Source organism: Salinivirga sp. (assembly GCF_035268865.1).
Taxonomy (GTDB): Bacteria; Bacteroidota; Bacteroidia; order Bacteroidales; family Salinivirgaceae; genus Salinivirga.
Window position 1 is genome coordinate 12,269 of record NZ_DATFKB010000190.1, and the last position, 25,760, is coordinate 38,028.

General features: G+C 37.7%; 23 protein-coding genes. 7 read left to right on the plus strand and 16 right to left on the minus strand.

Annotated features, from left to right (window positions below):
• Positions 1–18 precede the first annotated feature (18 nt).
• The 9 genes from VJ937_RS11300 to atpB form a co-directional block, all read right to left on the minus strand.
• Positions 19–993 (minus strand): polyprenyl synthetase family protein, encoded by a 975-nt coding sequence (locus VJ937_RS11300; RefSeq protein WP_324067155.1) that lies wholly within the window; start codon positions 991–993, stop codon positions 19–21.
• Between the two features lie 2 nt (positions 994–995).
• A complete protein-coding gene (locus VJ937_RS11305; protein ID WP_324067157.1) occupies positions 996–1,934 on the minus strand; it encodes an NAD-dependent epimerase/dehydratase family protein in 939 nt (312 codons plus the stop codon).
• 111 nt (positions 1,935–2,045) lie between these two features.
• Complete coding sequence (locus tag VJ937_RS11310; RefSeq protein ID WP_324067159.1) at positions 2,046–4,448, minus strand: efflux RND transporter permease subunit; 2,403 nt, start codon at positions 4,446–4,448, stop codon at positions 2,046–2,048.
• Positions 4,449–4,535: 87 nt separating this feature from the next.
• Complete coding sequence (gene atpG, locus VJ937_RS11315) at positions 4,536–5,411, minus strand: ATP synthase F1 subunit gamma (RefSeq protein ID WP_324067160.1); 876 nt, start codon at positions 5,409–5,411, stop codon at positions 4,536–4,538.
• Positions 5,412–5,427: 16 nt separating this feature from the next.
• The gene (gene atpA, locus VJ937_RS11320) at positions 5,428–7,008 is read right to left on the minus strand and encodes a F0F1 ATP synthase subunit alpha (protein ID WP_057953090.1); all 1,581 of its coding nucleotides are present in this window, start codon (positions 7,006–7,008) and stop codon (positions 5,428–5,430) included.
• A 14-nt stretch (positions 7,009–7,022) separates the two neighbouring features.
• Positions 7,023–7,565 carry an ATP synthase F1 subunit delta gene (gene atpH, locus VJ937_RS11325; protein ID WP_324067162.1) on the minus strand — a complete coding sequence of 181 codons (543 nt, stop codon included), beginning with the start codon at positions 7,563–7,565 and terminating at the stop codon, positions 7,023–7,025.
• A 12-nt stretch (positions 7,566–7,577) separates the two neighbouring features.
• Positions 7,578–8,072 carry a F0F1 ATP synthase subunit B gene (atpF, locus tag VJ937_RS11330; RefSeq protein ID WP_324067164.1) on the minus strand — a complete coding sequence of 165 codons (495 nt, stop codon included), beginning with the start codon at positions 8,070–8,072 and terminating at the stop codon, positions 7,578–7,580.
• 72 nt (positions 8,073–8,144) lie between these two features.
• The gene (gene atpE / locus VJ937_RS11335) at positions 8,145–8,396 is read right to left on the minus strand and encodes an ATP synthase F0 subunit C (RefSeq protein WP_057953093.1); all 252 of its coding nucleotides are present in this window, start codon (positions 8,394–8,396) and stop codon (positions 8,145–8,147) included.
• 19 nt (positions 8,397–8,415) lie between these two features.
• Positions 8,416–9,486: a F0F1 ATP synthase subunit A gene (gene atpB, locus VJ937_RS11340; RefSeq protein WP_324067167.1), complete on the minus strand. Its 1,071-nt coding sequence runs from the start codon at positions 9,484–9,486 to the stop codon at positions 8,416–8,418.
• 534 nt (positions 9,487–10,020) lie between these two features.
• On the opposite strand from atpB, the gene VJ937_RS11345 reads away from it, so the two are divergent.
• From VJ937_RS11345 to VJ937_RS11365, 5 genes are all read left to right on the plus strand, one after another.
• Positions 10,021–11,115: a DUF262 domain-containing protein gene (locus tag VJ937_RS11345; RefSeq protein ID WP_324067169.1), complete on the plus strand. Its 1,095-nt coding sequence runs from the start codon at positions 10,021–10,023 to the stop codon at positions 11,113–11,115.
• A 164-nt stretch (positions 11,116–11,279) separates the two neighbouring features.
• Positions 11,280–11,966 (plus strand): hypothetical protein, encoded by a 687-nt coding sequence (locus VJ937_RS11350; protein WP_324067171.1) that lies wholly within the window; start codon positions 11,280–11,282, stop codon positions 11,964–11,966.
• A gap of 11 nt (positions 11,967–11,977) precedes the next feature.
• Positions 11,978–12,820: a DUF6544 family protein gene (locus tag VJ937_RS11355; RefSeq protein ID WP_324067173.1), complete on the plus strand. Its 843-nt coding sequence runs from the start codon at positions 11,978–11,980 to the stop codon at positions 12,818–12,820.
• Positions 12,821–12,830: 10 nt separating this feature from the next.
• On the plus strand, positions 12,831–13,316 hold the full coding sequence (locus tag VJ937_RS11360) for a flavodoxin domain-containing protein (protein WP_324067175.1): 486 nt from the start codon (positions 12,831–12,833) through the stop codon (positions 13,314–13,316).
• Position 13,317: 1 nt separating this feature from the next.
• Positions 13,318–13,908, plus strand: coding sequence for a hypothetical protein (locus VJ937_RS11365; RefSeq protein ID WP_324067177.1), 591 nt, complete (start codon positions 13,318–13,320; stop codon positions 13,906–13,908).
• Between the two features lie 169 nt (positions 13,909–14,077).
• Here VJ937_RS11365 and VJ937_RS11370 read toward each other — a convergent pair whose 3' ends face one another.
• The 4 genes from VJ937_RS11370 to VJ937_RS11385 are packed head-to-tail and all read right to left on the minus strand — an operon-like array spanning position 14,078 to position 16,944.
• Positions 14,078–14,758 carry a DUF4097 family beta strand repeat-containing protein gene (locus VJ937_RS11370; protein ID WP_324067180.1) on the minus strand — a complete coding sequence of 227 codons (681 nt, stop codon included), beginning with the start codon at positions 14,756–14,758 and terminating at the stop codon, positions 14,078–14,080.
• Between the two features lie 28 nt (positions 14,759–14,786).
• On the minus strand, positions 14,787–15,590 hold the full coding sequence (locus tag VJ937_RS11375; protein ID WP_324067182.1) for a DUF4097 family beta strand repeat-containing protein: 804 nt from the start codon (positions 15,588–15,590) through the stop codon (positions 14,787–14,789).
• A gap of 30 nt (positions 15,591–15,620) precedes the next feature.
• The gene (locus VJ937_RS11380) at positions 15,621–16,403 is read right to left on the minus strand and encodes a HEAT repeat domain-containing protein (RefSeq protein ID WP_324067184.1); all 783 of its coding nucleotides are present in this window, start codon (positions 16,401–16,403) and stop codon (positions 15,621–15,623) included.
• Positions 16,393–16,944, minus strand: a complete 552-nt coding sequence (locus VJ937_RS11385; protein ID WP_324067186.1) for an RNA polymerase sigma factor — start codon at positions 16,942–16,944, stop codon at positions 16,393–16,395. Before VJ937_RS11385 ends, VJ937_RS11380 begins: the two co-directional genes overlap by 11 nt.
• Positions 16,945–17,231: 287 nt before the next feature.
• On the opposite strand from VJ937_RS11385, the gene VJ937_RS11390 reads away from it, so the two are divergent.
• Positions 17,232–20,828, plus strand: coding sequence for a PAS domain S-box protein (locus VJ937_RS11390; protein ID WP_324067188.1), 3,597 nt, complete (start codon positions 17,232–17,234; stop codon positions 20,826–20,828).
• Here the strand turns inward: VJ937_RS11390 and VJ937_RS11395 are convergent.
• Both VJ937_RS11395 and msrA read right to left on the minus strand, forming a co-directional pair.
• Positions 20,825–21,508 carry a GOLPH3/VPS74 family protein gene (locus tag VJ937_RS11395; RefSeq protein WP_324067189.1) on the minus strand — a complete coding sequence of 228 codons (684 nt, stop codon included), beginning with the start codon at positions 21,506–21,508 and terminating at the stop codon, positions 20,825–20,827. The two genes, VJ937_RS11390 and VJ937_RS11395, sit on opposite strands and share 4 nt — an antisense overlap.
• A 116-nt stretch (positions 21,509–21,624) precedes the next feature.
• Positions 21,625–22,245, minus strand: a complete 621-nt coding sequence (gene msrA / locus VJ937_RS11400; RefSeq protein ID WP_324067190.1) for a peptide-methionine (S)-S-oxide reductase MsrA — start codon at positions 22,243–22,245, stop codon at positions 21,625–21,627.
• Between the two features lie 161 nt (positions 22,246–22,406).
• Here msrA and VJ937_RS11405 point away from each other — a divergent pair, with 161 nt between their 5' ends.
• Complete coding sequence (locus VJ937_RS11405; protein WP_324067192.1) at positions 22,407–23,798, plus strand: aminopeptidase P family protein; 1,392 nt, start codon at positions 22,407–22,409, stop codon at positions 23,796–23,798.
• 43 nt (positions 23,799–23,841) lie between these two features.
• On the opposite strand, the gene VJ937_RS11410 is transcribed toward VJ937_RS11405, so the two are convergent.
• The gene (locus VJ937_RS11410; protein WP_324067194.1) at positions 23,842–24,969 is read right to left on the minus strand and encodes a helix-turn-helix transcriptional regulator; all 1,128 of its coding nucleotides are present in this window, start codon (positions 24,967–24,969) and stop codon (positions 23,842–23,844) included.
• Positions 24,970–25,760 lie beyond the last annotated feature (791 nt).

The following is a 25,760-nucleotide window of genomic DNA, read 5'->3' on the forward strand; positions in this document are numbered from 1 at the left end:
TAAAAATTATATTACAAATTATGTTTGACGACCCATTAATTTTTTGGACAACTCATAAAGGCCGTCTTTATACTTTTCGTCTATGTCAATCTCTTCCAAATATTCAATTGCTTTTTCGAAGTGCTTTTTCATCTCATCTTCTGTCAATGATTTTATACCAAGCTTTTGGTATATAGCAAGCACACTTTCAATTTTTTCAGATTCTGAAATACTATTATTTCCAAGCAGCGAAGTAAGCTCGTCATGATAAGCTCCTTTGGCAAGTTCCAGGGCTTTGAGCAGCAAAAAGGTTTTTTTGTTGGCCGCTATGTCGCCTCCGATCTTCTTTCCAAATGATTTAGTATTACCAAACGCATCTAAATAATCGTCCTGTAACTGAAATGCCAGCCCGAGGTTTTCACCAAAGCAGTACAATTTTTTTGCACTCTCTGTATCAGCTCCACCGACAATGGCGCCAATTTTGAGCGATCCGGCAAGTAAAACTGAAGTTTTCAGGCGTATCATTTTTTTATAATCTGAAAGGCTTACCTCATCGTCAGTTTCAAAATCCAGATCGAACTGCTGCCCTTCGCAAACTTCTGCAGCGATTTTATTAAAAACAGTTAAAACCTGATTTATTTTATTGCTATTTAGCTGATTTAATTGCTCATATGCTTTTATAATCATTAGGTCTCCACTCAGTATTGCAGAGTTTAAGTTCCATTGTTTATGCACGGTAGTCTGATTACGTCGCAGTTCAGCTTCATCCATTATATCATCATGGATAAGCGTGGAGTTGTGAAATATTTCAATAGCCATAGCTGCCGGTATGGCATCCTGATATTTTCCACCAAATGCTTCTGCGGCCATAAGCAATAAAACGGGTCGAATACGTTTCCCGCCCATTCCAAGTGTATAAACTACAGGCTTTTGCAAATTCCCGGGCTCTACTGCCGGACTATAGCGGTCAATTTCATTACTGAATATTTCCTGTAATTCTTCAAAACTATGCATGATTATAAATTTTCGTGGAGACCATTTTTGATTATTTTCTTTAATCCTTCTCTAAGCGGGATTAAATCCCTTCCTAAAATCCTCTTCATTTCGGTATTATCAGGACGCCTTCTCTTCATATCTCCCTCTTCAAGCGGTGGTAAATATTTGATTTTCGACTTACTAGCGGTAAGCTCAATCACGGTCTGAGCTAACTCATTTATGGTAATTTCACGGCTACCCCCAATATTTATTACATCATTTATGACTTTCCCTTCGTAAAAAGCTTTGAGTGTACTGTCTACGTTATCATCAACATAACAAAAAGTTCTCGTTTGTTCTCCATCACCATAAATTGTGATATCCTCGTTATTGAATGCCTTGACTAAAAATTTGCTAATTACAAAATCAATAGATTGTTTTGGGCCATAAGTATTGAAGAACCGGAATATGGTATAACTTAAATCATATTCCCGGCAATAACTCCGCAAAAAGGCTTCACCTACATTTTTAACTATGGCGTAAGGTAAACGTGAATTCAATGGTGTAGTGTAAACATTTTGTGGTATTTCAACAGGTTCTCCGTAAATCTCAGATGAAGAGGAGAAAAACACCCTTTTGACGCCGGTATTTTTTGAAAGTCCCAATATATATTTTATGCCTTCAATATCACGCAGCACTTTTACGGGGAATTCCTGTGTTCTTTTTACGCCAACTACGGCAGCATAATGAAAAACATAATCAAATTTAAATCCAAGCATGATTTCGGAAATATCGCGATAATCATTTACATCGCACTTAATAAACTTCCAGTTGTCTCTGGGTGTTTGGGGTAATTTACCAATATCGCCGGTAGACAAGTCATCTACAATAACCACATAATTATTTTTATCGGCAATTAATTTTTCTGCAAGGGCACTACCAATAAATCCTGCACCACCTGTTATTAAAATCTTATACATGTTGTCTTCGATTTAATCTTATTAGTCAATTTCAAAAAGCTTAAAAAATGCTGGAAGCAGTGCATTTCTTCTACCGAAGTTATGCAATTCAGTAATTAAAAGCAATAATAATTACTCTGTATTTTTGGTTATCTGCGATCCATTCACCTTAAGGTCTTCGAGCTCAATTTCTTCATCTTCATCGTAAATATGAATAAGCGGCTCGCGGAAAGCGCGGGTCGTAATCATTTTCTCAAGCGTCAGTAACAACGTGGGCAGCAATAACAAATTAGAAAACATAGCAAAGAGCAGGGTTAGCGAAACCAATATTCCAAGGGCCTGCGTGCCTCCAAAGCCGGAGGCAGAAAAAATAGAAAATCCGAAAAACAATATTACACTCGTGTACATCATACTAACACCTGTTTCGCGAATTGCAGTAGTTACGGCTTTAGAAATATTCCAATCGAATGCATTCAACTCTTGTCTATATTTGGCTAAAAAGTGTATGGTATCGTCTACTGAAATACCAAAAGCTATACTAAAAATTAATATTGTTGACACCTTTATGGGGATGCCAAAAAATCCCATAATGGCGGCTGTCATGAGCAGCGGAATAAAATTAGGGATGAGCGAAATAACCACCATTCTCCATGAATAGAACATAAAAGCCATAAAAACAGCTATAAGTACAATGGCTATGGCAAGGGAAATAAACAAATTACGTATTAAGTACCTTGTTCCCTTTGAGTATATTACACTAGAACCTGTTATAATTACATCGTAATCATCGGGAGAAAAGACACTGTCAACCTCATTTCTAATTTTAGACTTTAGCTTTTCCATTTTTTCAGTACCCACATCTTTCACATTCATACTAATGCGTGTAATCTGGCGGGCAGTGTCTATGAAAGAGTTAATGAGGCTGTCACTCTCATCAGCATTGCGCAGGTATCGGGCAATACGTACCCGCTCGCGTTCTACCGGTAATTTATATCGCCTGGGATCTCCTCCCCGATAAGCCTGCCGCAGAAACATGGCGGCATCGGCGACCGACATTGATTTACTAAATTCAGAATATTCTGCAAGTCTTTCTTGTAAAGTATCAATTCTTCTCAGGTTATCGAGATCGAGCACGCCGTTTTTTTCTCGAGTATCAATCATAATTTCAAACGGAATTATGCCGCCAAATTCTTCCTGAAAAAATTCGAGGTCTCGATACATTGGGTCGTTATGTGGGATATCGTCGATCATGTAACCTGTTGTATGCATCTGCGAAACACCAATAACAATTAGCACTAACACAACCCCTGTGGTAATATACACCTTTGGCCGATGCTTTTCTGTGATATGAACAAGCGTATCTATAAATCTTTTAACAAGTTTATTGTCCAGGTGCCTTACATGCCTACGGCGGGGCGGTGGAAGAAAGCTAAAAACAATAGGAATCATTGTGATGGCCAGAAAAAACACGCCAAGAATATTAATTGAGGCCAGTATACCAAACTCCACTAATATGGCACTAGTTGTTAAAATAAATGTGGCAAATCCAGATGCTGTAGTCAGATTGGTCAGAAAAATGGCATTTCCTATTTTATTGATTACCCGCTGCAGCGCTTTAATTTTATTGCCATGTTTCTTGTATTCGGCATGGTACTTATTTAACAAAAATATACTGTTGGGCACACCAATCACAATAAGTAAAGGCGGAATCATTCCTGTAAGAATGGTTATCTCGAAATTAAAAAGGGCTAAAAATCCAAATGACCAAACTGCGCCAATGGCCACAACCAACAACGAGAAAAAGACGACCTTAAAGGACCGGAAAAACAGGTAGAGGATGATAGCTGTAACAATGAATGCTAATATCACAAACATCCCGAGTTCTGCCTTAATTTTTTTCGAAATTTCGGTTCTCACATAAGGCAAGCCTGAATATTCCAGAGGTAAATCATATTTTTTTGCAAATTTTTTAGCCTGCGCATGTATGGAATCGACAATTGTAACACGTTCTTTACTGTTCAACACTTCTTGTCCCAGGGTAATGGCCATGAGATATGTATGGGTGCTGTCAACATACATTAAGTTTTTGTAAAAAGGTAGCTTGTGTAATTCTTGTGCAAGGCTGTCGAGTTCCTTCTGCGATTTAATGGTATCGGGGAAAACACGTTTACTAACAAATTTTTGTTCACGACGACTGGCCTTAATATTTACCACCTGACCAACCGAAACCACTTCAGTTATACCTCTAATATTCTTAACTTCACGCGATAGTTTTTGCCAATCATTAAATTTATTTAATTCAAAAAAAACAGAATCCTGCACGCCAATAATAAAGACATTAGCCCCTTCACCAAAAATATCCTTAAAGTAGAGATGCTCCTGGTTTGTTGTATCATCATGTGGCAACATCTGCGCATATTCATAGGTCATTTTTGCATCTTTACCTTTATAGGCCATAAATGCAGTAAACAGCGCAATAGCGATTAGAAAAGCGACACGATTTCGGAGAATTATTCTGGCAATATTAACCCACATTGATGATAAATTTCAGGCAAAAATAAACGATAAAGGGAGATAAACAAAAAACGGCATGCTTTGTCGTGCATGCCGCATAAAATATTTTTATTTTCCAAGGGCATTTGCCCCGCTCACAATTTCGGTAATTTCATTTGTAATAGCAGCCTGACGAGCTTTATTGTAGTTCAATGTCAGGTCTTTTATTAAATCTGTTGCATTTTCGGTAGCTTTATGCATTGCTGTCATACGAGCACCGTGCTCAGAGGCAACCGAATCGAGCAGCGCACTATGAAAGCTAATCTGCAAAATTTTCGGCATCAAATCCATGACAATTTCACCGGCGGTAGGTTCAAGAATATAATTCGGATCTGCTCCCTCTTCATTACTACCTATTTCGACCGGTAAAAAGGTTTCATGTGTTACCCTTTGTACAGCTGCATTCTTGAATCCATTATAAAACAAAGCTACTTTATCAAATTCCTTGTTAAGGAAAACATCAACAATCTCATTGGCAACTGTTGCACTCTCTTTAAACTGACTATGGTCGAGCAAATCATCCATATTCTTCCAAACCTGAAAGCCTTCTCGCTTCACAATTTCGTCTCCCTTTCTTCCAATTGTAAGAAACTGTATTCTCTCTTCTTCCAACAAATCGTGATATTCGTTTTTTACATGGTTTATAGCAGCCTTGGTCACCTGATAATTAAAGGCACCACAAAGACCTTTGTTTGAGGTAAAAAGTACGACAAGCATGTTATTAGTCTCACGGTGTTCTGTGAGCGGACTTGTAATATCTTCTTCACCAGCAGCCGCAATTTGCTCTGCAACCTTGTGTAAAGCATCGGTATAGGGTCTGATTTTGAATATGGCATCCTGAGCTTTTCGCAATTTTGCTGCAGCCACCATTTTCATAGCAGAGGTAACCTGTCTTGTATTCTTTACTGATGCAATTCTTGTACGTATCTCTTTTAAATTGGCCATAATTGTGCCTCTTTTATTATTCTACATACTTATCTGCAACCTCTTTGGCAATTTTCGTCATGGTTTCTTTTGCCTCATCAGTTAATTTACCTTCACGCAATGTTTTCAGTACATCATCATGTTGCGATTCCATCAGATTTAAATAGTCTTTAGTAAACTCTTTAACCTTTTCGACCGGAATTTTATTAAGCAATCCTTTTGTCCCACAGAAAACAAGTGCTACCTGATGCTCTACTTTATAGGCATTGTACTGGGGTTGTTTAAGCAACTCAACATTACGTTTTCCTTTATCTAAAACAGCTTGTGTTGCAGCATCAAGATCGGAACCGAATTTAGAAAATGCTTCAAGCTCGCGATACTGAGCAAGATCAATTTTCAGTGTCCCTGCAACTTTTTTCATCGATTTAATTTGGGCGCTACCTCCAACACGTGAAACCGATATACCTACATTAATTGCAGGCCGTACTCCTGATAAAAACAGATCGGATTCCAAAAATATTTGGCCGTCGGTAATGGAAATTACATTTGTTGGAATATAAGCAGATACGTCTCCTGCCTGGGTTTCAATAATGGGCAGGGCAGTTAAACTACCCCCTCCTTTTACTTTATCCTTTATACTATCAGGCAAATCGTTCATACTTTGTGCAACTTTATCGGACTCGATAATTTTGGCAGCGCGCTCGAGTAGACGTGAGTGCAAATAGAACACATCTCCAGGATATGCTTCTCTACCAGGGGGGCGACGTAACAATAATGAGACTTCGCGATATGAAACAGCTTGTTTGGACAGGTCGTCGTATATCACAAGTGCATGCCGGCCGGTATCTCTGAAATATTCGCCAATGGCGGCACCGGCCATCGGGGCATAAAATTGTAAGGCAGCCGGATCAGCGGCGTTGGCAGCCACAATAACAGTATAATCCATGGCGCCATATTTCTCGAGTGTGGCAGCCACGTTGGCCACAGTAGAACCTTTTTGTCCTATTGCCACATAAATACAATATACGGGTTCTCCTTTATCGTAATTTTCTTTCTGATTAATAATTGTATCAATTCCAACAGCTGTTTTTCCGGTCTGGCGGTCTCCAATAATCAGCTCACGCTGCCCCCTTCCGATTGGAATCATAGAGTCGATGGCTATAAGTCCGGTTTGTAAGGGCTCATTAACTGGTTGCCGAAAAATGACACCCGGGGCCTTACGCTCTATTGGCATTTCAAAGGTTTCTCCTGCAATTTCTCCTTTACCATCTATAGGCTCACCAATGGTATTTACAATGCGTCCGAGCATTTGTTCTCCGACATTTATCGATGTAATACGGCCGGTTCGCTTCACTGTATCGCCTTCTCCAATATCTCCGGTAGGTCCCATAAGTACCACTCCGACATTGTCTTCTTCAAGGTTTAATACGATACCCTTTGTTCCATTTGCAAATTCTACCAATTCATTGGCTTTTACATTTTGCAAACCGTATATCCGGGCAATTCCGTCACCAATAGTTAACACTGTGCCCACATCTTCAAAACCGGATTCTGAGCTAATTCCGGCTATTTCTTTTTTGAGAATTTCCGAAATCTCTGCAGGTTTAATTTCAGCCATTGTATTTAGATGTTTTAATTTTTATTAGATAATTGGTTTTTTATGGCTCTGAGCTGACCGCTAACCGAATTGTCGAGTTGCTGATCTCCTATGCGCAGCACAAAACCGCCGATCAATTTCTGATCGGTATATGTTTCAATTTCACTGGTTTTTCCTATTTTTTCTTTTAATAAATCGCCGATTTTCTGAATAAATGCCTGATCAAATTCTATGGCAGAGGTAAACTCTACCTTCTGGATATTAGCGTAATCCTGATAAAAACCGATAAAAGCACGTATAATTTCTGCAAGATATTCTTCCCGGCCCTTTTCAATTAATAGATTAAAAAAACCTGTGATGTCATCATGAAGTTTTCCCTCAAAAAGCGATTTAAATATTGACTTTTTCTTTGAAGCAGCAATTACAGGGTTATCAATTAAAAAACGAAAGTCCTCATCCTGTTTAATAATCTGCTGAATACTCTTCAAATTACCGGTATAGGCTTCAAGGTTCTTTTTTTCAAGACCTAATTTAAAAAGTGCTTTGGCATATCGACGTGCTATAATACTGTCATTCATAATGACTCCGGATTAGTTGGTTTTAATATCATTTATATAACGTTCTGCCACTTCTTTTTGCGTATTTTTATTATCGAACTCTTTCCTTAAAACCTTTTCTGCAATTTCTACAGAATAATTAACAATTTCATTTTTCATTTCTGCAAAGGCCGACTCCCGTTCGGCAGAAATTTCTTTACGGGCTTTTTCAATCATCTGGGAGGCCTCTTTTTTAGCACTTTCACGCGCTTCAGAAATAATCTTATCCTGGGTATCACGCGCTTCTCTGAGAAGGTTTTCTCTTTCCAGCTTAGCCTCTTTAACTAATTCGTTGTTCCTGGCTTCCATCTCCTTCATTTCCTCGCGGGCCTTATCAGCAGATTGAAGCGCCTCGTCAATAGACTGATCGCGTTCACGAAGTATTTTCAAAATAGGCTTCCAGGCAAAACGTCGCAAAACATACCATACAATAAGGAATGCAACAATTGTCCAAAAAAACAGACCTGCTTCAGGCATTATAATTTCCATAGCTTTGGATTTTTGAGTTTTTAAAAAGGCCCGAACGGCCAATCGCCGAACGGCACCTGTTAAATTTCACCTTTATACAAAAAGGATAAGGAAACTCACAGCAATGGCAAAAAAAGCAACACCCTCAATAAGTGCCGCAGAGACAATCATATTTGAACGAATGTCGTTGGCTGCTTCGGGCTGGCGTGCAATAGATTCCATTGCTTTACCTCCGATTTGGCCAATTCCGAAGGCTGCGCCAATAACCGCAATACTGGCTCCGATAGCGGCACCGAATTTGGCGAGTCCTGCGCTTGCTGCAAGTAATACTGATAATGATACCATAATCTTTAATTTTAATGATTTATGAATGATGTTCTTCCACCGCCATTCCGAAATAGATAGCTGAAAGAAGCGTAAAGACAAAAGCCTGAATAAAAGCAACCAATATTTCGAGCATCATCATGAATACCGCAAACAACATCGATACTGGCGAAACAATAAATCCTATTGCAGGAGCTATCGATCCAAAAATAAATATTAATGTAATAAATGCAAGTAATACAATATGCCCGGCTGTAATATTAGCAAATAAACGTATAGCAAGTACGATTGGTTTTGTAAAGACACCAATAAGCTCCACAAAAGGCATCAATGGTATAGGTACTTTAAGCCACCAGGGTACACCAGGGGTATTGAAAATATGATTCCAGTAATTCCGGTTTCCTTTTATGGTGGTTACACTGAATGTCATCAAAGCTAAGGAGGCTGTAACGGAAATATTCCCAGTTACATTGGCACCAAACGGGGGAATCGGGATAAGTCCAAAAAGATTGGTAAAAAAAATGAAGAAAAAAATTGTAAGGAGGTAAGGTAAAAACTGATCTTTCTTTTTGCCAATTGTAGCTTCGGCAATTTCGTCTCTGATAAAAACAATCAGGGGTTCTACAAACGACAATAGACCGCGTGGGGCTGAATTAGGATTTTTTTGAGCTATTTTAGCGGCCCTTAAAAATACAATCAGTAAAAATATTACAGTAACAAAAACACCAACTATTACTTTTGTAATTGACAAATCGATTAATCCGCTTTCGTAAACATTACCCTGATCATCAAACTCAACAATTTTTCCGGCATTGACTCCTTCCTCTGATATTTTAAAGTTTTTATAAGCTGCATGCCCATGATGAAATTTACTGGACATAAACACATGAAAACCACTTCTTTTACTATATAAAATAACCGGCAAGGGTACTGAAACATGTTGCCCTTCTGGTGTGGTAAGAATGTGCCAGCTATAATCGTTTACGATATGTCCAACAATAACCTCTTTAACATCCAGTTCTTTTTCTTCAGAAACCTTGTGTTTATCTTCTGCGGCAATAGATGCAAAAACAAAAAACACCGTAAAAAGAGATATAAGAAATGCACGCATGATTGTAGAGTTATTCAAATTTGTTGATGAACAAATTTAGAAATAATTAAAAACAAATCGAAGTACATAGAGGAATTAATATGCTTTTACGCAAAAAAAGAAATTGAAAGGGTTGAACCACAAATGAAAAGAAAATCTATACCTCTAACTCAGGGGTTACTGAAATAAGCTAAAAAATATTTTGGGATATAAATCACTTGTAGAACTCAGAATAATAATCTCATAAAACCACAGTCTGCCATTTTTTAGTCAGGAATCAAACGGTTTGTTTTAAGGGTCATTATTCAAGGATAGCCAAAAAACATGCCTTAAGACAGCAAATTTTTACCCAGGATAATAGCTTCACCTTTACCATTTTAATGCGTAGAAGGAGCTACGTACTTTAACATGATGAGTCAAAAACAAACACCCGATAACACCCTGTATAAAAACAAACTGGCAAACCAAAAAAACGAACCATTTTTATTTGTAAGTTGATCTGTAAAAGTTTATCAAAGGATTTTTTTATCTTGTGCAAAACAAAATCAGTGCTTTATGAGGGACACCAATATTAAAATTGTAACCGACTGGACATTACCAACCCTGTTAGAAAAGCTGGAAAAAGGCGAAATAAAAATTCCACGTTTTCAGCGCGACTATACATGGGAACGCCCTAAGGTAGTACTTTTACTAAATAGTATTTATTTACAATATCCAATTGGTACTTTTTTCTTATGGATTGCTCCGGAGAAATACAAAAATTTTATTCATACCACCGAAGATTTGCAAATACCCCAAAACAATACAGACGGCAACACGCAATTCATTTTAGATGGCCAGCAAAGAATACTATCGTTATACATGGCTATGAAGGGTTTAAACAATAATAGCGGGAATTATGCACAAATCTGTTTTAATCCGGCAGCCGAAACATTCCGTGTACCGCGCCGCAAGAATGAAAAATATGCTTTCCCGGCCTGGAAAATATTCGACGAACCTGCTTTTAATGAAATAGCGGAAAAACTTAAATCTGACTCAAAAAGAATTTATGACAGCTGGATCAATGTCAGAGAGATATTGATGAATTATCCGGTAAGTGTTGTAAAAACCCTCAATTACGAGCTCGATGAAGTGGTTGAAATTTTTGAACGCATTAACCAGGGTGGCAAACGACTCACGTCATTTGATTTGGTACACGCCACAACCTGGTCTACCGATTTTGATTTGAAAGAAAAGATTGAGGAGGTTAATAGCATTCAAAAGATTGAAAAAGCCGGCGGTCTCACAGAAAAAGTATTTACCCATGCCCTCGCTCTTAATGCTTTTGATGACTGTCGAAGTTCTTACCAGTTAAAATTAAACCCGGAGTTGGCCAAAAACCTGTGGCACAAAACCCAAAACGCCATAAGCAGGGCAATAGACCTATTACATGATATGCGTATCACAACCGGTCTGGGCGCCTATCAAATACATATCATAATTTTACAATATTACTTTTTTAGAACAGACCACACCTCAATGCCGGAAGATGCCCGCAAAAAAGTTGAAAAATGGTTTTGGGACGCACGTTTTAGCAAACGTTTCAGTAAAAGCACTTATACAACAATAAAAGACGATGCGCAATGGATCATCGGTCTGGCCGGTGAATAACAACAGCACCTAAACCTTTACTTTAAGTTAAAATACAGGTCTCACTTTTCTGAGACCTTTTTTATGCCCAGTTTCCGGGAAAGTGAGACGACTATACTGTTTTTTGAGACCATGAGCTATTGCAATTCTATTTGTTTTGTAGCGAACAATAAAATCGCTACTCTATGAACAAAAAAGCAACAGGCACCATTTTTATAATTGCATTAATGATATCCGGATGCTCCTCAACAAAAATGGCCGATAAAAAATGGCAACCAACATACCGTATTCAAGCTGGAATAAACAAAGGTGGAATTGTGGAAAACACAGAATTCGAAAACTCGAAGGAGATACCAGTCGATGCCTACAGCGGTGCGACAAGCCTCGGGGCCAATGCCGGAGCACATATTTCGCTCCCTGTAGGAAAAAACAGCATTGAATCCGGTTTAGACTTCATGTTAAACCAACAGAAATTTGAATACCACGACGAAGCAAACCAATATAAAGGAACAAGCCAAATAATGACCTACCAAATAATGTTTCCAGTGGTTTACAGTATTGGTTTTTTCAAAAATATCCAACCCGGGGGGCTGTTTCAGGTTAAAGTTGGTTACCTGGCTCAGTTAAATTTTTTGCATCAGGTAAAAAAATCAGGATCCACCCCACAATATGACAATAATTCATATTCAGGAGGTTTCACCGCTGGTATAGCCAGCACGCCATTTAAACTAAAGAATGGAAATATGCTTGGTTTCTATTTTGATGTGTACCGCGGTGGCCAGGTTTATAAAGATTTTTACAACAAAACCAGTTATGAAGAACCCGGTTCAGCATTTATAAAAACCGGCATCATATATCATTTTGGGAAATAAAAACCAACACTATGGACACGAAAAAAATAATAACAGGAATGTTTATAATATCAACACTTATGGGATGTTCAATTCATAAAAAAGCCGCTAAAGAACGCGCAGAGATGCTTCAACAGCTACCGCAAACAGCACAAATAATTCGGGCAGCAGACCTCGAAAGGCTACCTCAACCAGTAAAGCAATGGCTTGCCAGTAGTGGTGTAGTTGGAAAAAAGCGCACTCAAACCGCTTTTGTTGAGCAAACACTACGAATGAAATTGAAATCGGATCAGGATAAATGGTATATAGGAAAGGCCAATCAATTATTTACAATAGAGGACCCCGGTTTCAACTGGACCATGCGCATGAAAATGTCTCCAATAATTAACATAAAGGCCCGCGACAAATTTGCCAATGGCCATGGAGAAATGCATATTAAAATGAACAACCTTATAACCATGGCTAAAGCCGCGGGTTCAAAAATCGATGAAGCTTCGTTGCAGCGTTTTTTGGGTGAATTGGTGTGGTTTCCTTCGGCAGCTTTAAGTGAACATATTAACTGGGAAACTATAGACAGCACGTCGGCCAGGGCAACAATAAACATAAATGACATAGAGGCCTTCGGAACCTTTAACTTCAATACTCAGGGTGAAGTTGTAAGTTTCTCGGCCATGCGTTATAAAGATACCGGTGCTGAAGCAGAAAAACGACTTTGGATAAATACCGTTAAAAAAACAGGAATAATAAATGGCATCAGGGTTCCGGTGAAAACCAGCACAACCTGGAGGCTCGATGATGGAGACTGGACATGGCTAAAACTGGAAATTACAGATATAAAACTTAACCCCGCAAAAAAACAAATTACTAACCCTTAAAACCACTACAATGAAAACACTAATCGTATATGCAACAAACCATGGTACAAGTGAGCAAATCGCAAAACTTATTGCAGAAAAGGCTGCAAATGAGACAGATCTGGTTAATTTAAAAAAAGAGAAAAAAATTGACCTGCATTCATATGAACAAATAATCATAGGCGGATCCATACATGCAGGTACCATACAAAAACCCCTGCGCAGGTTTATTGAAGGCAGCATGTCGCAGTTATTACAAAAGCGCATCGGTCTTTTTCTGTCATGCATGCACGAGCAAAAAGCACAGAAACAGTTTGAGATGGTTTTTCCTGAAATTTTGCGTACTCATGCTCAAAGCAAACAACTTACAGGTGGTGAATTTCGCTTCGATAAAATGAATTTTTTAGAAAGGGCAATTGTAAAAAAAGTTGTTGGCATAAGCGAAAGCATAAGCAATATAAACTTCGATGCAATTGAAAGGCTTGTGGAAGAGATGGATCTAAATAAAGTAAATTGAAATGAATAAAATCATTCGAAAGACATTCATAGGATTGGCCCTACCAATAATGATCTGCGGAAGCAGGGTTTGGTCGCAGGAATCCCGGCTTTCAGAACCCTTATTTTACAAACACTCTGTAGAAACCAGTCCCATTTCTCCATTTTTGCAGATGGCGAAAAAAGGTATTTGGGGAATTAAATACGAATATGCCATTACACCCAAAGATGAATTAAAAGCTGGCTTAGCTTACATGAACTTACACTTTGAGGAAGGTACCACAAACTCACCCGGATTAATAATTGGTTACAGGAGATTTGTTTGGAAAAAACTATATCTCGAATATGAACTATGGCCGGCCTATGACGAGTTTTATGAAAAAAACGAGTCGAAATATTACAAAAGCTTCGATTTGTGGAATGAGTTTCGGGTAGGCTATCAAATAAATTTCACAATAAATCAAGTACCGTTGTTTGTTAACATAGCATGGCCTTTCGGTTTTGGTTTATATAGCTCCAATAAGCCTGATAGTTTTTATGACCGCATGAACCAAAGCTTTAATGATAAATACTTCTTTCAATTCCCTTTGCTATTTACAGGATTTAAATTTTGATAATGATCAAAGCATAATATCGCACCACCATGACCCTTAAACAAAAATGAGGAATGCCGGAATATAATCCGGCATATCCTCATCAAAGGACTTGTTAATGAACACCTTATAATTTAGAAAAGCCGCTACTTTCTTTTTGCTTTTGATATAGAAATCTGTTTCTGATTTCTCACCGTTTTCTTAAATAAATATTTCCACTCACCGTGCTCAATTCCAGGCCAAAACCGCCATTATTGATTATATATGAAACACTTGATGGCATATAGTTAAACTTCTTTGGTTGTTGAGCCGGAATATTGAAATCTGAATACATTTTACCCGAAACCGTATTGAGTTTTAGATCGGCCCCGGCGTTGTTATTCCAATTTACATCTATATCGCCACTAACGCTCTTTAGATGAAGTTCGGCATTCATTCCTTTTGATTCAATATCACCGCCAATGGTTTCTACACTAACAGGGATATCCCCTGGTAGGTAAACTATAACTTCCATATCAATAGAAACGTGCCTGCCTTTTTTAATAACTATATTTTCTTTTTGGTTCTTTTTTATAATGGTCTCGCCTATTTCTTCTAAGTCTTGAATCTCTGATTTTATTTCAAGGGTCTGACCGTAACGTTTTGTTTCCAGGTCGAATTTATCATTATCTTTTCCATCGTTAATATTGACAGTAACAACTACTTTTACATTTGATTGACTCCAGGCTTCAAGCCTGATATGGTCGGCAAAACTGAATTCGAGATTCAATTTTTCAGCAGAATTAAGAGGCACCGTTTTTTCGAATTTCTGCTGAGCTGGTAGGTTTAAACACAGGGCTAAACCTGCGATAAAAACAATCAGTCGTTTCATAAATAATTGGTTTTAAGGGTTTGGGGTATTACTTATTTTTCCGGAGATAAATATTATCATTAAAAGCTTTAAGGATCATCTCCACGCCACCTTTATTAATGGTTCCGGTAAGGTTACTGCCGCCAACAAAAACAAAATCAAACCCCTTATCATTTTCATTTTCTTCAATTTCGAGTCCGAAATCGGAATAAATGTTCCCGTTCATACTGCTTAAAACCAAATTAGCCGGTGTTTGGGCAGGCATCGTAATATCGATTTCGCCATTAAAAGCGGTAACGGTTATTGGTGCATCCTGGCTCACCTGTCCAAACAGGATACTAATATTCCCGTTCATGGAATTAATCGTTAACGGACCTGTTACATTATTTAACCGGATGTCGTCGTTCATGGTTTTTATTTCTAGGTCGGAACTGAAGTCTTTTACCTGAAGACCTTCACTGCCCCAGGGAATTTCATTTTTTATTTTAACCGACATCCCTTTGGGCACACGGAAATCATAGATTACATTTCCTGAGGGCTTTTCTACGCCCGTAAAAGACACATTGTCGCCATGAGCAGTCATCATAAGACCAATTTTGGTATTATCTTCACCATGGGTGTTAATTTGCTTCAGTCCTTTTGCTTTTTCAGGGACAGGTTCTTTTTCGTAGCCTTCGGCAATAATTTCAATTTTGTTGCCTGAAGTCTCAGTAAGTTTAATTTGGGCAGGTAAATGCTGAATGGTTACCGATGTTGCAGTACCTTTTTCGTGAGAAAATTTTTGCGCCCTGGCAAATCCACCTGACAAAACCAGGGCGATTGCCAACGAGAAAATTACACTTAATTTTTTCATAATAATTGGGTTTTAATGATTAATAACGTTTTACAAAGCCACAGATAATCCTTGTTGAGCTTGTTTTTTTACTTCATTGTTTATTCGGTCCTTATGAATTATATCTTCGAGTGCTGGTTTAACTTCTGGTTCTTTAAAAGTAACGAGCAAATTAATCAGCGTAATTTGTAATATGGGGTCAGTTTGTTGCTCAAGTGAGGCTATAAGCGCCTTTCTAACTTTTGATTGATTTTTATATTGGCTTAAAGCATAGATTGCAGCCATGCGCACATTGGTGTTCTCATCATTATTCATGGTATTGATTAAAACATCCAACATTTTTTCATTTGGAGCGGCCTCCGTGTTAATTTGGTTAATAGCCTTAATTCGCTGGCTTGCCGTGGGTTTGTCCAAAGAAACATATTGAACCCGCCTGTTCAGTTCTTCTACACGCTGATTCAGGTGTGCGAGCTGTTGCTGCTCCCCTGACTTACTTTTTAAAAACCAACCTATAGCGATACCGACACCCACAAGCAGCACCACCTGTGCTGCAAAGGACCATACCTGTTTTAAGGAATACTGCCTTTTTTGCTCGTGTGTAGAAACTTGTTGTTTTTCTTGCTGAAGCATTTGATAAAAATCCGACCTTAACGAATCTGGTGGTTGATATGAGGGGACCTCGTCGATTTTATCAAGCATTATGCGGGTTTCATCCAACGCAATCTTACATGCTTCACATTTTGACAAATGGGCATTAATTGCTTTTTTTGTTCGATCATCTAAATCACCTGTCAGATAATCAACTAAATGGTATGTTACTTTTTCACAGTTCATTCTCAAATAATTTTTTTTGTTCAAAATAAGCCACACGTAAATTTTTAATTGCCCTATGAACTTTTACTTTAACTGATGATATTGAATCTCCTGTAATACCTGATATTTCTTTATATTGTAGTTTTTGAAATCGGGCCAGTTCAATTATCTCTTTTTGTTCTTTGGGCAGTGCGTTCAATGCTTTAAATAAAACGGTATCCTGTTCAACCTGAGAAATCATATTTTCTACAGGTTCGTCAGGGCTTTCCTCAAGTTCGGAGAACTTTGGGTGATCCTGAAAATATTGATTCAGCGTATTTCTGGCTATTTGAAAAAGCCAGGCTCGAAACTTACCGCTACCTTTATACGATTTACGGTACTTTATTATTCGCTGAAATACATTTTGTACCAAATCTTCGCTTGTGGCCTTACAGTGACACATGCGCAAGTAAAAATTAAATAACTGTACATGGTATTTCTCAAAGAGCGGCGCCAATGCATCAAGGTTCCCATCACGGACATTGGTCATTAATTGCTCATCAGTTAATTTTTCTAAATGCATACTTTAAGGATTGCTATAATGGATATTGCAAAAAACCATTTTGGTTACAATAAAATTACAGTTTTTTCTTAAGTCATTAAGAAACAATCCATCAAATAACATTTTTCCTTTTTTAATTAGCTACAATAAACAATCGACAATTATCTAGAATAAAATGCCAAATATTTTAGGTTCGAACAGGGATGCAACTAAATGAACATTTTAAGTGTTTTTACCTATAATTTGTTTCACAAATTAATACTAGATTTGGAAAGAGTTTTACCAACTGAAAACTTAAACCAACCGCTATGCCAGACAACAAGCCTAAAGACGAGGCTTTGAAGATTCGTGTTGAATTATTAGAAAAGCAAATTTCCGAAAGAGAAAAAGAACTCAATTGTCTTAAAAAATTTTCAGACACAATTGAAAACAATGATCACAACTTGCCCGAAATATTTAATAAGGTTATAAACATAATTCCTGATGCCTGGCAATACCCGGAAATAACCAGTGTAAGAATTGTTTTTGATGACTGCCAATATACTTCCCAAAATTTTAAAGAAAGCGATAAAACACAAAAAGCCAATATACAGACACATAAAATAAAAAGAGGTCAAATAGAAGTTTTTTATGCTGATGAAAAACCGGATGCTTACGAAGGACCATTTTTAAAAGAAGAACGCAACTTACTAAACATGCTTGCAGAAAGACTTGGCAGGGTAGCAGAAAGACATGAAACAATTGTTAACTGGCAAAAAAGCGAAGCTCGTTTCAGAGAGCTTTTTCAAAACGATCAAAGGGCAATAATTATATATAATTCCTTAGCTAAGGGGAGCGAATTCATAATAAAAAATGCCAATAAAACCGCAGAAAAATTAGATGACTTAAAAGCAGAAGATATTATTGGCCTCAGTGTTCAGGAGGCTTTACCTAAAAACAAGGCTCCTATTGTTAAGGAGTTATTGAATAAGGTCTGTCGCACAGGAAAACCAGTGAAACAAGAACATCTAATATCAAAAGCGCCAGGAATAAACGAATGGCGTGAATATTATGTTTACAAAATTTCTACCGGTGAACTGATAACTGCTTACAGAGACATAACCAAAGAAAAAGAGATGGGTACTGAGCGAGCTCTGACAATCAAGCTGCTTCAGCATCTGCATGCTGGAAAAAGCAAGTCGGACATGCTCTTGCGGGTATCGGGGCTTATACAGGAATGGTGTGGGTGTAAGGATGTAAGCATCTTGTTGCGAAATGGTAAAAAATATATGTATTACAAGTATCAACCAGGTACAGCTGAACTTAAAACAGCAGATTTATCTTTTACCCAAGAAAAGAACGTAAGCAAACTTTTCGACAAATTGGCCAATGGAAAAACCGAACAATCACTTCCAGTTTTCACAGAAAATCACAGTTTGTGGTATACCCAATCTTCTATACTAAAACTAACCAGCGAAGAAACATACAAGCAAACGCGTACCTTGCTTGATAAACTTGGGCAAAAGGCAGAGTCTTTTCTTTTAATACCAATAAAATATAAGGACCAATTCTTAGGATTTATACAGGCAAGTGACATTCGCCAACATATTTTTACAGAAAAAATGGTGAGCATACTGGAGCAATTCAGCGTAAACCTTGCACTTGCTATTTTCCAGCAAGAAACGGCCAATGCACTTTATGAGAGCAGGAAACAATACAAGCTTTTGGTAGAAAACCAAAACGATTTTGTTATACAAACAGATCTAAATTTTAAAATACTGTATATAAGTCCATCAATTATTAAATTTTTTGGAGAACCAGAATCAAAATTAGTAGGGCGATCTTTTCTTGAAATAAGCGAAAAAAAAGATATCGAACTACTTAAAAAAGAATATAAAAAGGCAATAAAGCCGCCGTATTATTCATCTTATACGAAGCAAACAACCATAAATAATCAAACTTACACTATTGAATGGTCTGGCTCGGCGGTCTTTAATAAAAACGGAGAAATAACATCAGTAGTGAGTGTTGGGCGCGATATAACAGCTCTTAAACAAGTTGAACAAACATTAAAACAAAGTGAAGCGCGATTTAAAGAAATATTTCAATCTGTTAAAGAAGGTATTATCTATTTTGACACAAAAGGAAAAGTAATTTTTGCAAATGAAGCTTTAGAAAACATAACAGGGGTTCCGGTAAGTGAACTTGAAGGTAAAAATGCATTTCATCTTGCCCGAAAATTTGTCTCGGGCAAACAATTGCCCCAACTCATAAAAAAAGTTGCACAGGCTGTTAGTGGCCAATCGCTTCAGCCTTTTGAATTACCATACAACAATAAAATTATTGAAATAAGTGCAAACTACGCAAAAAACAGTAATCGAATTACATCATCATTACGGGATGTAACTGCTGCAAGAGAAGCAAAAATACAGCTTGCAGAGAGTGAAAAAAAATACAGAAACATTTTCGAAAATGCACCTGTAGGCGTTTTTCAAACCAATGCAAAAGGCGAAGTACTGCTCATTAATTTCGAAATGGCCAGGATATTGGGATTTGATTCAGCTGATGAAGCCATAAAATATTACTACAATTTGGGAGAACAGCTTTATGTGCACGCAGAAAAACGCGAACAGTTTCTAAAACAAATAAAAAAACACGGCTCTGTCGATAATTTCGAATACCAGGCTAAAAAGAAAAACGGCGCACACATTTGGTTATCAATGAACGCTCGTATTGCCAAAAAAGCTGGTAAAGACAGCTTTATAATGGAGGGCTTTACTTCAGACATCACCCAAAGGAAAAAGGCTGAAATTGCCCTTAAAGAACAAAAACTGCTTTTTGAGGCCATGTTCCATTCCATCACCGATGCCATTATCATAACAGATACACAGAAAAAAATTATTCTTGCAAACAAAGGCCTTCAACAAACATTTGGGTATAAAACAGAGGCTATTGAGGGGGAGTCTACAAAAAAATTACTGGCCCATACTGAAAAGACAAACATATCAGAAAATACAGTTGCAAAATCAGAAGATTCTCCTGCAAAAGATTTCTATATCGCTTCATATAAGCGGGCCGACGGCACAATATTCTCGGGAGAAACCTTCGGACGCAAACTTTATGATTCAAAAGGCGCCTGGATCGGAAACCTGGAGATTATTCGGGATATATCAGAACGACAGAATTTTATTCAACAACTTGAAGCAGCTAAAAACAAAGCTGAACAAAGCGACCAGCTCAAATCTGCATTTTTGGCAAACATGAGCCATGAAATACGCACACCCATGAATGGAATTCTGGGTTTTGCTCAAATGTTTTTACATTCAGAACTAAATCGCGACAAACAAAAACGATATGCCAAAATTATAATTGACAACACAAAACAGCTTCTGACTATTGTAAACGATATACTGGATATTTCACTCATTGAGGCAGAGCAAATGCGACTTGTATTTAAAGAGACCGACATAAAACAATTGTGCAAAGAACTACATGATTTGTATGATCATCAGGCGGTTGGTAAAAACATTGATTTAAAATATATAGTTGAAGATCAAATTTCACCGGAAATTGAAACCGATCCTGTCAGATTAAAACAAATATTAGGAAACCTGATTCACAATGCCATTAAATTCACTTCTGAAGGGTTTGTAGAGTTTGGTTTTAAACAAAAAAACAGCGAAATTCTTTTTTCCATAAAAGATTCCGGCATTGGCATCGACGCTGAAGTTTTAGATGAAATGTTTGATCGCTTCAGACAAGAAGAATTACAAGATTCCAAAAAATTGGGCGGTACTGGATTAGGACTTTCGATTTCGAAAAAACTGGTTGAATTGCTTGGAGGTAAAATTTGGGCCGAATCAAAAAAAGGCCGGGGCTCAAAATTCTTCATTACAATACCAGTCGAACCAAAAAAAAGTGATTAACCGCCCGAGGATGCGGAACTACCTGCAATAGCGGCTACCGAAGCTGCCGCAACTGCAGCCTGCATTTCCTGTATTGCATCATGAATACCCTCTGCAACAGGATTCTCTGCAATTTTTTGTTTAACCTTCTTCTTAAAAGCCTTCCTGTCAGAAATTTTCTTTTCAAATGGCTTAAAAAGCTTAATGGCATAAACCACGCTCATTAGGCTCGCTTCTGAGGTGGTGAGAGGTTCAGGGCCTTCTACTTTTTTCTTCAGGCTCGCTATCAAATTATCTCTTGTTACATTATCCGAAACCGAAATTTTCAGATAAGGAATAAACAAAAATTGGTGATTTTCGACCCTGAGCATTCCTTGCTGCTCCATTAAATGAAATAATGGCTTGCGATAATGCGATGCTTTATTCGATAAGGCATTGATCCACCGCTTTGCCTTTCTGGATTTATTTCGTTCATTTATAAATTTCCAGACTAATTCATGTGCAGTAGTTAAACCAGAGGGCCTTGTTTTTACAACAACCTTTTTCTGATCAAAATCAATGGCTTTGGCTTCAACCAAATCAAGCATTAAGGTTCCTGCAATGCCCATATTCAAAACCTGTTTGGATATTAACCAATATGACTTTTTAGGGTGACAGGCAAGTAATAACAATTTTTCGGGGTTGGTCTTAAGTTTTTCCATAGTATTTCAGGTTAATACCCAAAGTTAAGAAAAACCTAAAACCAAATCAATTATTAATTAAGGCACAATAAAATTAAAGCTCTAATTAAAAGCTGGATCGTTGAATAAGCGAGATATTACTTTAGTTTCAAATCAGGGTATTTAGTTTTGAATTTACGCACCTTTGGTTTAATCACATAGCTACAATATGGGGCAAATTCATTTTTCTCATAATAATCCTGATGGCTGACCTCTGCCTTATAAAACCTGTCAAGCGGTTTAACTTCCGTAACAGCCTTTTTATCATACTGGTCACTGCCATTCATGGCTTCAATTACCTGATCAATGATTTTCCTGTCCTGCTGGTTTGTATAATAAATGGCCGACCGGTATTGCGTGCCTATATCAGCACCCTGCCTGTTCAGTTGAGTTGGATCATGAATAGTAAAAAATATATCGAGAATTTGTTCAAGTGAAATTGTTTCGGGGTTGTATGTAATTTTCACCACCTCGGCATGCCCCGTGCTACCGGTGGTTACCTCCTGATAGCTGGGATCACTGGTATGACCACCTGCATAACCAGAAACAGCAGATGAAACGCCCTTTGTCATATTAAAAACTGCTTCAATACACCAAAAGCAACCACCACCCAGAACTATTGTTTTTTCTTCTGAACTCATATTATTTGCATTAATTGTATTCGTAAAAGACATGGCCATAAGCCATACCATTATTATTGTTTTAAAATAACTTTTCATAGCCGGGTATTTATTTAAATAAACACCTCCAAAATATTTTTGTTTGTTATAGAGGCACCCATGGTTTAGTCTGCCTCAAATGAGGCATTAATTATTATGAGTTTAGCCTCGGAATTATTAATTTAGAATCTTTTTAAAAGACAAATTAAAATCCATAAAATATGTTTAAAAAAGAAGTTTATACAGAGCGCCGGAACAATCTAAAAGCTAAGATGTCTGGCGGCATAGCATTTTTTCCCGGTCATTCAGAATCTCCTATGAATGCACCTGCGAACACTTTCCATTTTCGTCAAAACAGCTCATTCTTATATTATTTTGGGCTGGACTTTCCTGACATTGCTGGTGTTGTAGATCTTGATAGTGGGGAAAGCATAGTGTTTGGTGACGACGTTACAATGGATGATATTATCTGGATGGGGCCACAGCCCTCAATGAAAGAACGTTGCGCTGAAGTTGGGGTAACTGACAGCCGCACCTACAGTGAGCTATTCAATTATATGAAAAAAGCTGTAGATGCAGGCCGCAAAATACATTTTCTACCGCAATACCGTGCCGACAACCAAATACTTATGGAGGTCTTAACAGGTATTCGCGCAGCTGAAATTAATCGTTACCAATCAGTAGAATTAATTAAAGCAGTCGTTGCCCAGCGAAGTATAAAAGACGAATTTGAAATAGAAGAACTTAAAAAAGCAGCTGCAACCGGATACAATATGCATGTAACCGCCATGAAGATGGCCATGCCCGGCGTATGGGAACAAAAAATTGCTGGAACCATTGAAGGAATTGCCGTTGCAGGTGGCGGAATGCTTTCATTTCCTGTAATTTTATCGCAAAACGGACAAACGCTGCACAACCACGACCACAGCCAAACACTGAAAGAAGGCAGACTAATGCTTACCGATGCAGGAGCAGAAACCGGCATGCACTATGCCAGCGATTTCACCCGTACGGTACCCGTAGGCGGAAAATTCTCTGACCGTCAGCGTGATATATACAACATCGTTTTGGCAGCCAACAACAAGGCTACGTCTATGGCAAAACCCGGCATACCTTATTTCGATGTACACGTTGAAGCAGCCAAAGTACTGGCTTCAGGGCTGAAAGACCTCGGTATAATGAAAGGTAACCCGGAAGAAGCTGCCCGAACAGGTGCTTATGCCCTATTCCAGCCACATGGCCTGGGTCACATGATGGGGCTTGATGTGCACGACATGGAAGATATCGGTGAAAACTATGTGGGATACGACGAAGAAATAAAACGTTCTGAAATATTTGGTCTTGCAGGACTTCGCCTGGGAAGAAAATTACAGCCCGGATTCGTATTAACGAATGAGCCCGGATGTTATTTCATTCCCGAATTAATTGACAAATGGGAAAGTGAGAAGAAGTTTGCAGACTTTATTAACTATGATAAAGTTAGAGAATATATAGATTTTGGTGGCATCAGGCTCGAAGACGACCTGCTCATTACAGACAATGGCGCAGAATTAATTGGTGATCGTATTCCAATTTCTGTAGAAGATGTTGAAAAAACCATGAATGAATCATAATCAAACTCACGTTAATAAGAATATCAAAGCGCAGTGAACATTTTCATTGCGCTTTTTTTTGATACGCACCCGGAGTGAAGCCGGTCATGTTTTTAAAAACACGGTTAAAGGTAGCTTTTGAATTAAAACCACAATCATATGCTATGGCAATTATTGAGAAGTTTTGATTCGCCTTGTCCTGACATGCATCTTTAAATGCCTCTACACGAAATTGATTAACGAAATCGAAAAAGCGCATGTGTAAATTACGGTTCAGTATACCTGAAAAATAATCTGGCGTAACATTAAGCTGATGACTGAGCTCCTTTAGGGTTAAGTCGGGCTTCAGATAAGGCTTTTCAACATTCATGTATTCAAGTAGTTGATGGACGAAGGCCTCATCTTTAGTTTGCAGTGGTTGCTGGTTAACAGCATGAGCTTGTTTTTCGACATTTATCCCGGGTTGGTTCCCGCTGTAAAAAACGTTGGTTTGGCGCAACCCATAAAACCCCATGGTCAGAATAAATAACGATCCCACTATAAAAGTTGATAGCTGCAATACCTGGAAATTCAACAAATCTAAGAAGTAATCACCCAGAAACAGCAAGCTGTTTATTGCATAAGCAATAATAGCTGCCACTAAAATAAACTTCAACCAGCTTAAATCTATATTTTCTATTTTCGAATAATAATTTCTGATTTTCTTACGGTAACGGCGAATTAGCAATAACCCCCATATAAAATAACCCTGTGTAAAAAGCGCAATTCCAGTTACCATAACGGGATAAATCGGGTTGGCTTTAAAATTTTCGCTTTGCATTTCTGCAATACGAGTTTCGGCAGGCCTAGAGTAAGTTGAAAGCCACATCAATGAAAAAGCCAATAGAAAAGGCAGAAAATGCAATAAATAATGTGGTTTAAATTCAAACTTCACACTTGTAAAAGACTTAATATAGAACCACAACAGCGGTCCGTGCAAAAAAATCAAAGGTGGTGAAACATGAATAAAAAAAGGATGTGGATAATTATTGGCAATATTGTACTGTTCAATATATGAGGCCACAATAGTAAAACCCATTATAAATAGCAAAACAGCCAAAAAATAATCGGGCACAGCTTTTTGCCTTTTTGTAAGCACCAAAACGCCTAAAAACAATGCTTCAAAAATCCCAATAATTAAAATTGTAGTCATGGGTCCAATTTACACAGAAAAACAAATATTATGAACCGGGCCATTACAAAAATTTTGACGCATTAATGCAGAGTATGTCGAAGTAAACTGGCATGGTTATAATGAAACTATAAACAGTACCTGGTTTTCATAGGACTTATTATAGAGAGCTCCACATGGTTACAAAAATCAAAGCTATAAACGTATGAAAACGCCAGGGCACCTGTTTTTGTGCATGAATAGTATTTCGCTGATAATATATGCTGATTAGTAGCAATTTACACTCACAAAAATCTCTGTTTTGGGTGACCCGCTTTATTTTTTTAATAGATTTCGAATGCGCAGCGATTTCAAAATTATTTCACAAGCACCTAATATTCTACTAATGAATATCTTATGAAAAATAATGAAAATTAATTTTCGGGTTATTTGCTTAAAAGTTATTAATTACCGCAATATGCTGTATACTAATAAGTTATTTGATTATAGCAACTTCTGGTAAGCAATTGACCTCCCCACTTTTTTCTTGATAAAAAAGTGGGGCAAAAAATCAAGATCAAATTACGCTTCACCCCGCTCTGTTCAATAAATTAAATGCCATAATAAAAGCTGGACAAGCCTCTTTTATGTCATTTATATTGATTGAACATTCACGCCAACGCTGGCCCGCCAATTTGATCAGGCCAGCCCGCTTTGGGCCTTGTCGTTGATGAAGTGGATAACAGTTGCTTTTATAGCCGCATGAAGAAAAATGCGTTAAGAAAACCTGTTCATTATGGCGTCAAAGTTTGCGCTGTTTGAGCACCGATTTT

What these genes read in the sequence shown, in the direction of transcription:
- msrA (WP_324067190.1), bottom strand. Translation starts at nt 22,245, where the DNA reads ATGAAAAGTTATTTTAAAACAATAATAATGGTATGGCTTATGGCCATG.
- VJ937_RS11310 (WP_324067159.1), bottom strand. Translation starts at nt 4,448, where the DNA reads ATGTGGGTTAATATTGCCAGAATAATTCTCCGAAATCGTGTCGCTTTT.
- VJ937_RS11300 (WP_324067155.1), bottom strand. Translation starts at nt 993, where the DNA reads ATGCATAGTTTTGAAGAATTACAGGAAATATTCAGTAATGAAATTGAC.
- VJ937_RS11345 (WP_324067169.1), top strand. Translation starts at nt 10,021, where the DNA reads ATGAGGGACACCAATATTAAAATTGTAACCGACTGGACATTACCAACC.
- VJ937_RS11370 (WP_324067180.1), bottom strand. Translation starts at nt 14,758, where the DNA reads ATGAAACGACTGATTGTTTTTATCGCAGGTTTAGCCCTGTGTTTAAAC.
- atpB (WP_324067167.1), bottom strand. Translation starts at nt 9,486, where the DNA reads ATGCGTGCATTTCTTATATCTCTTTTTACGGTGTTTTTTGTTTTTGCA.
- atpA (WP_057953090.1), bottom strand. Translation starts at nt 7,008, where the DNA reads ATGGCTGAAATTAAACCTGCAGAGATTTCGGAAATTCTCAAAAAAGAA.
- VJ937_RS11405 (WP_324067192.1), top strand. Translation starts at nt 22,407, where the DNA reads ATGTTTAAAAAAGAAGTTTATACAGAGCGCCGGAACAATCTAAAAGCT.
- VJ937_RS11365 (WP_324067177.1), top strand. Translation starts at nt 13,318, where the DNA reads ATGAATAAAATCATTCGAAAGACATTCATAGGATTGGCCCTACCAATA.
- VJ937_RS11350 (WP_324067171.1), top strand. Translation starts at nt 11,280, where the DNA reads ATGAACAAAAAAGCAACAGGCACCATTTTTATAATTGCATTAATGATA.
- VJ937_RS11380 (WP_324067184.1), bottom strand. Translation starts at nt 16,403, where the DNA reads ATGAACTGTGAAAAAGTAACATACCATTTAGTTGATTATCTGACAGGT.
- atpE (WP_057953093.1), bottom strand. Translation starts at nt 8,396, where the DNA reads ATGGTATCATTATCAGTATTACTTGCAGCAAGCGCAGGACTCGCCAAA.
- VJ937_RS11385 (WP_324067186.1), bottom strand. Translation starts at nt 16,944, where the DNA reads ATGCATTTAGAAAAATTAACTGATGAGCAATTAATGACCAATGTCCGT.
- VJ937_RS11360 (WP_324067175.1), top strand. Translation starts at nt 12,831, where the DNA reads ATGAAAACACTAATCGTATATGCAACAAACCATGGTACAAGTGAGCAA.
- atpH (WP_324067162.1), bottom strand. Translation starts at nt 7,565, where the DNA reads ATGAATGACAGTATTATAGCACGTCGATATGCCAAAGCACTTTTTAAA.
- atpF (WP_324067164.1), bottom strand. Translation starts at nt 8,072, where the DNA reads ATGGAAATTATAATGCCTGAAGCAGGTCTGTTTTTTTGGACAATTGTT.
- VJ937_RS11375 (WP_324067182.1), bottom strand. Translation starts at nt 15,590, where the DNA reads ATGAAAAAATTAAGTGTAATTTTCTCGTTGGCAATCGCCCTGGTTTTG.
- VJ937_RS11390 (WP_324067188.1), top strand. Translation starts at nt 17,232, where the DNA reads ATGCCAGACAACAAGCCTAAAGACGAGGCTTTGAAGATTCGTGTTGAA.
- VJ937_RS11395 (WP_324067189.1), bottom strand. Translation starts at nt 21,508, where the DNA reads ATGGAAAAACTTAAGACCAACCCCGAAAAATTGTTATTACTTGCCTGT.
- VJ937_RS11355 (WP_324067173.1), top strand. Translation starts at nt 11,978, where the DNA reads ATGGACACGAAAAAAATAATAACAGGAATGTTTATAATATCAACACTT.
- VJ937_RS11305 (WP_324067157.1), bottom strand. Translation starts at nt 1,934, where the DNA reads ATGTATAAGATTTTAATAACAGGTGGTGCAGGATTTATTGGTAGTGCC.
- VJ937_RS11410 (WP_324067194.1), bottom strand. Translation starts at nt 24,969, where the DNA reads ATGACTACAATTTTAATTATTGGGATTTTTGAAGCATTGTTTTTAGGC.
- atpG (WP_324067160.1), bottom strand. Translation starts at nt 5,411, where the DNA reads ATGGCCAATTTAAAAGAGATACGTACAAGAATTGCATCAGTAAAGAAT.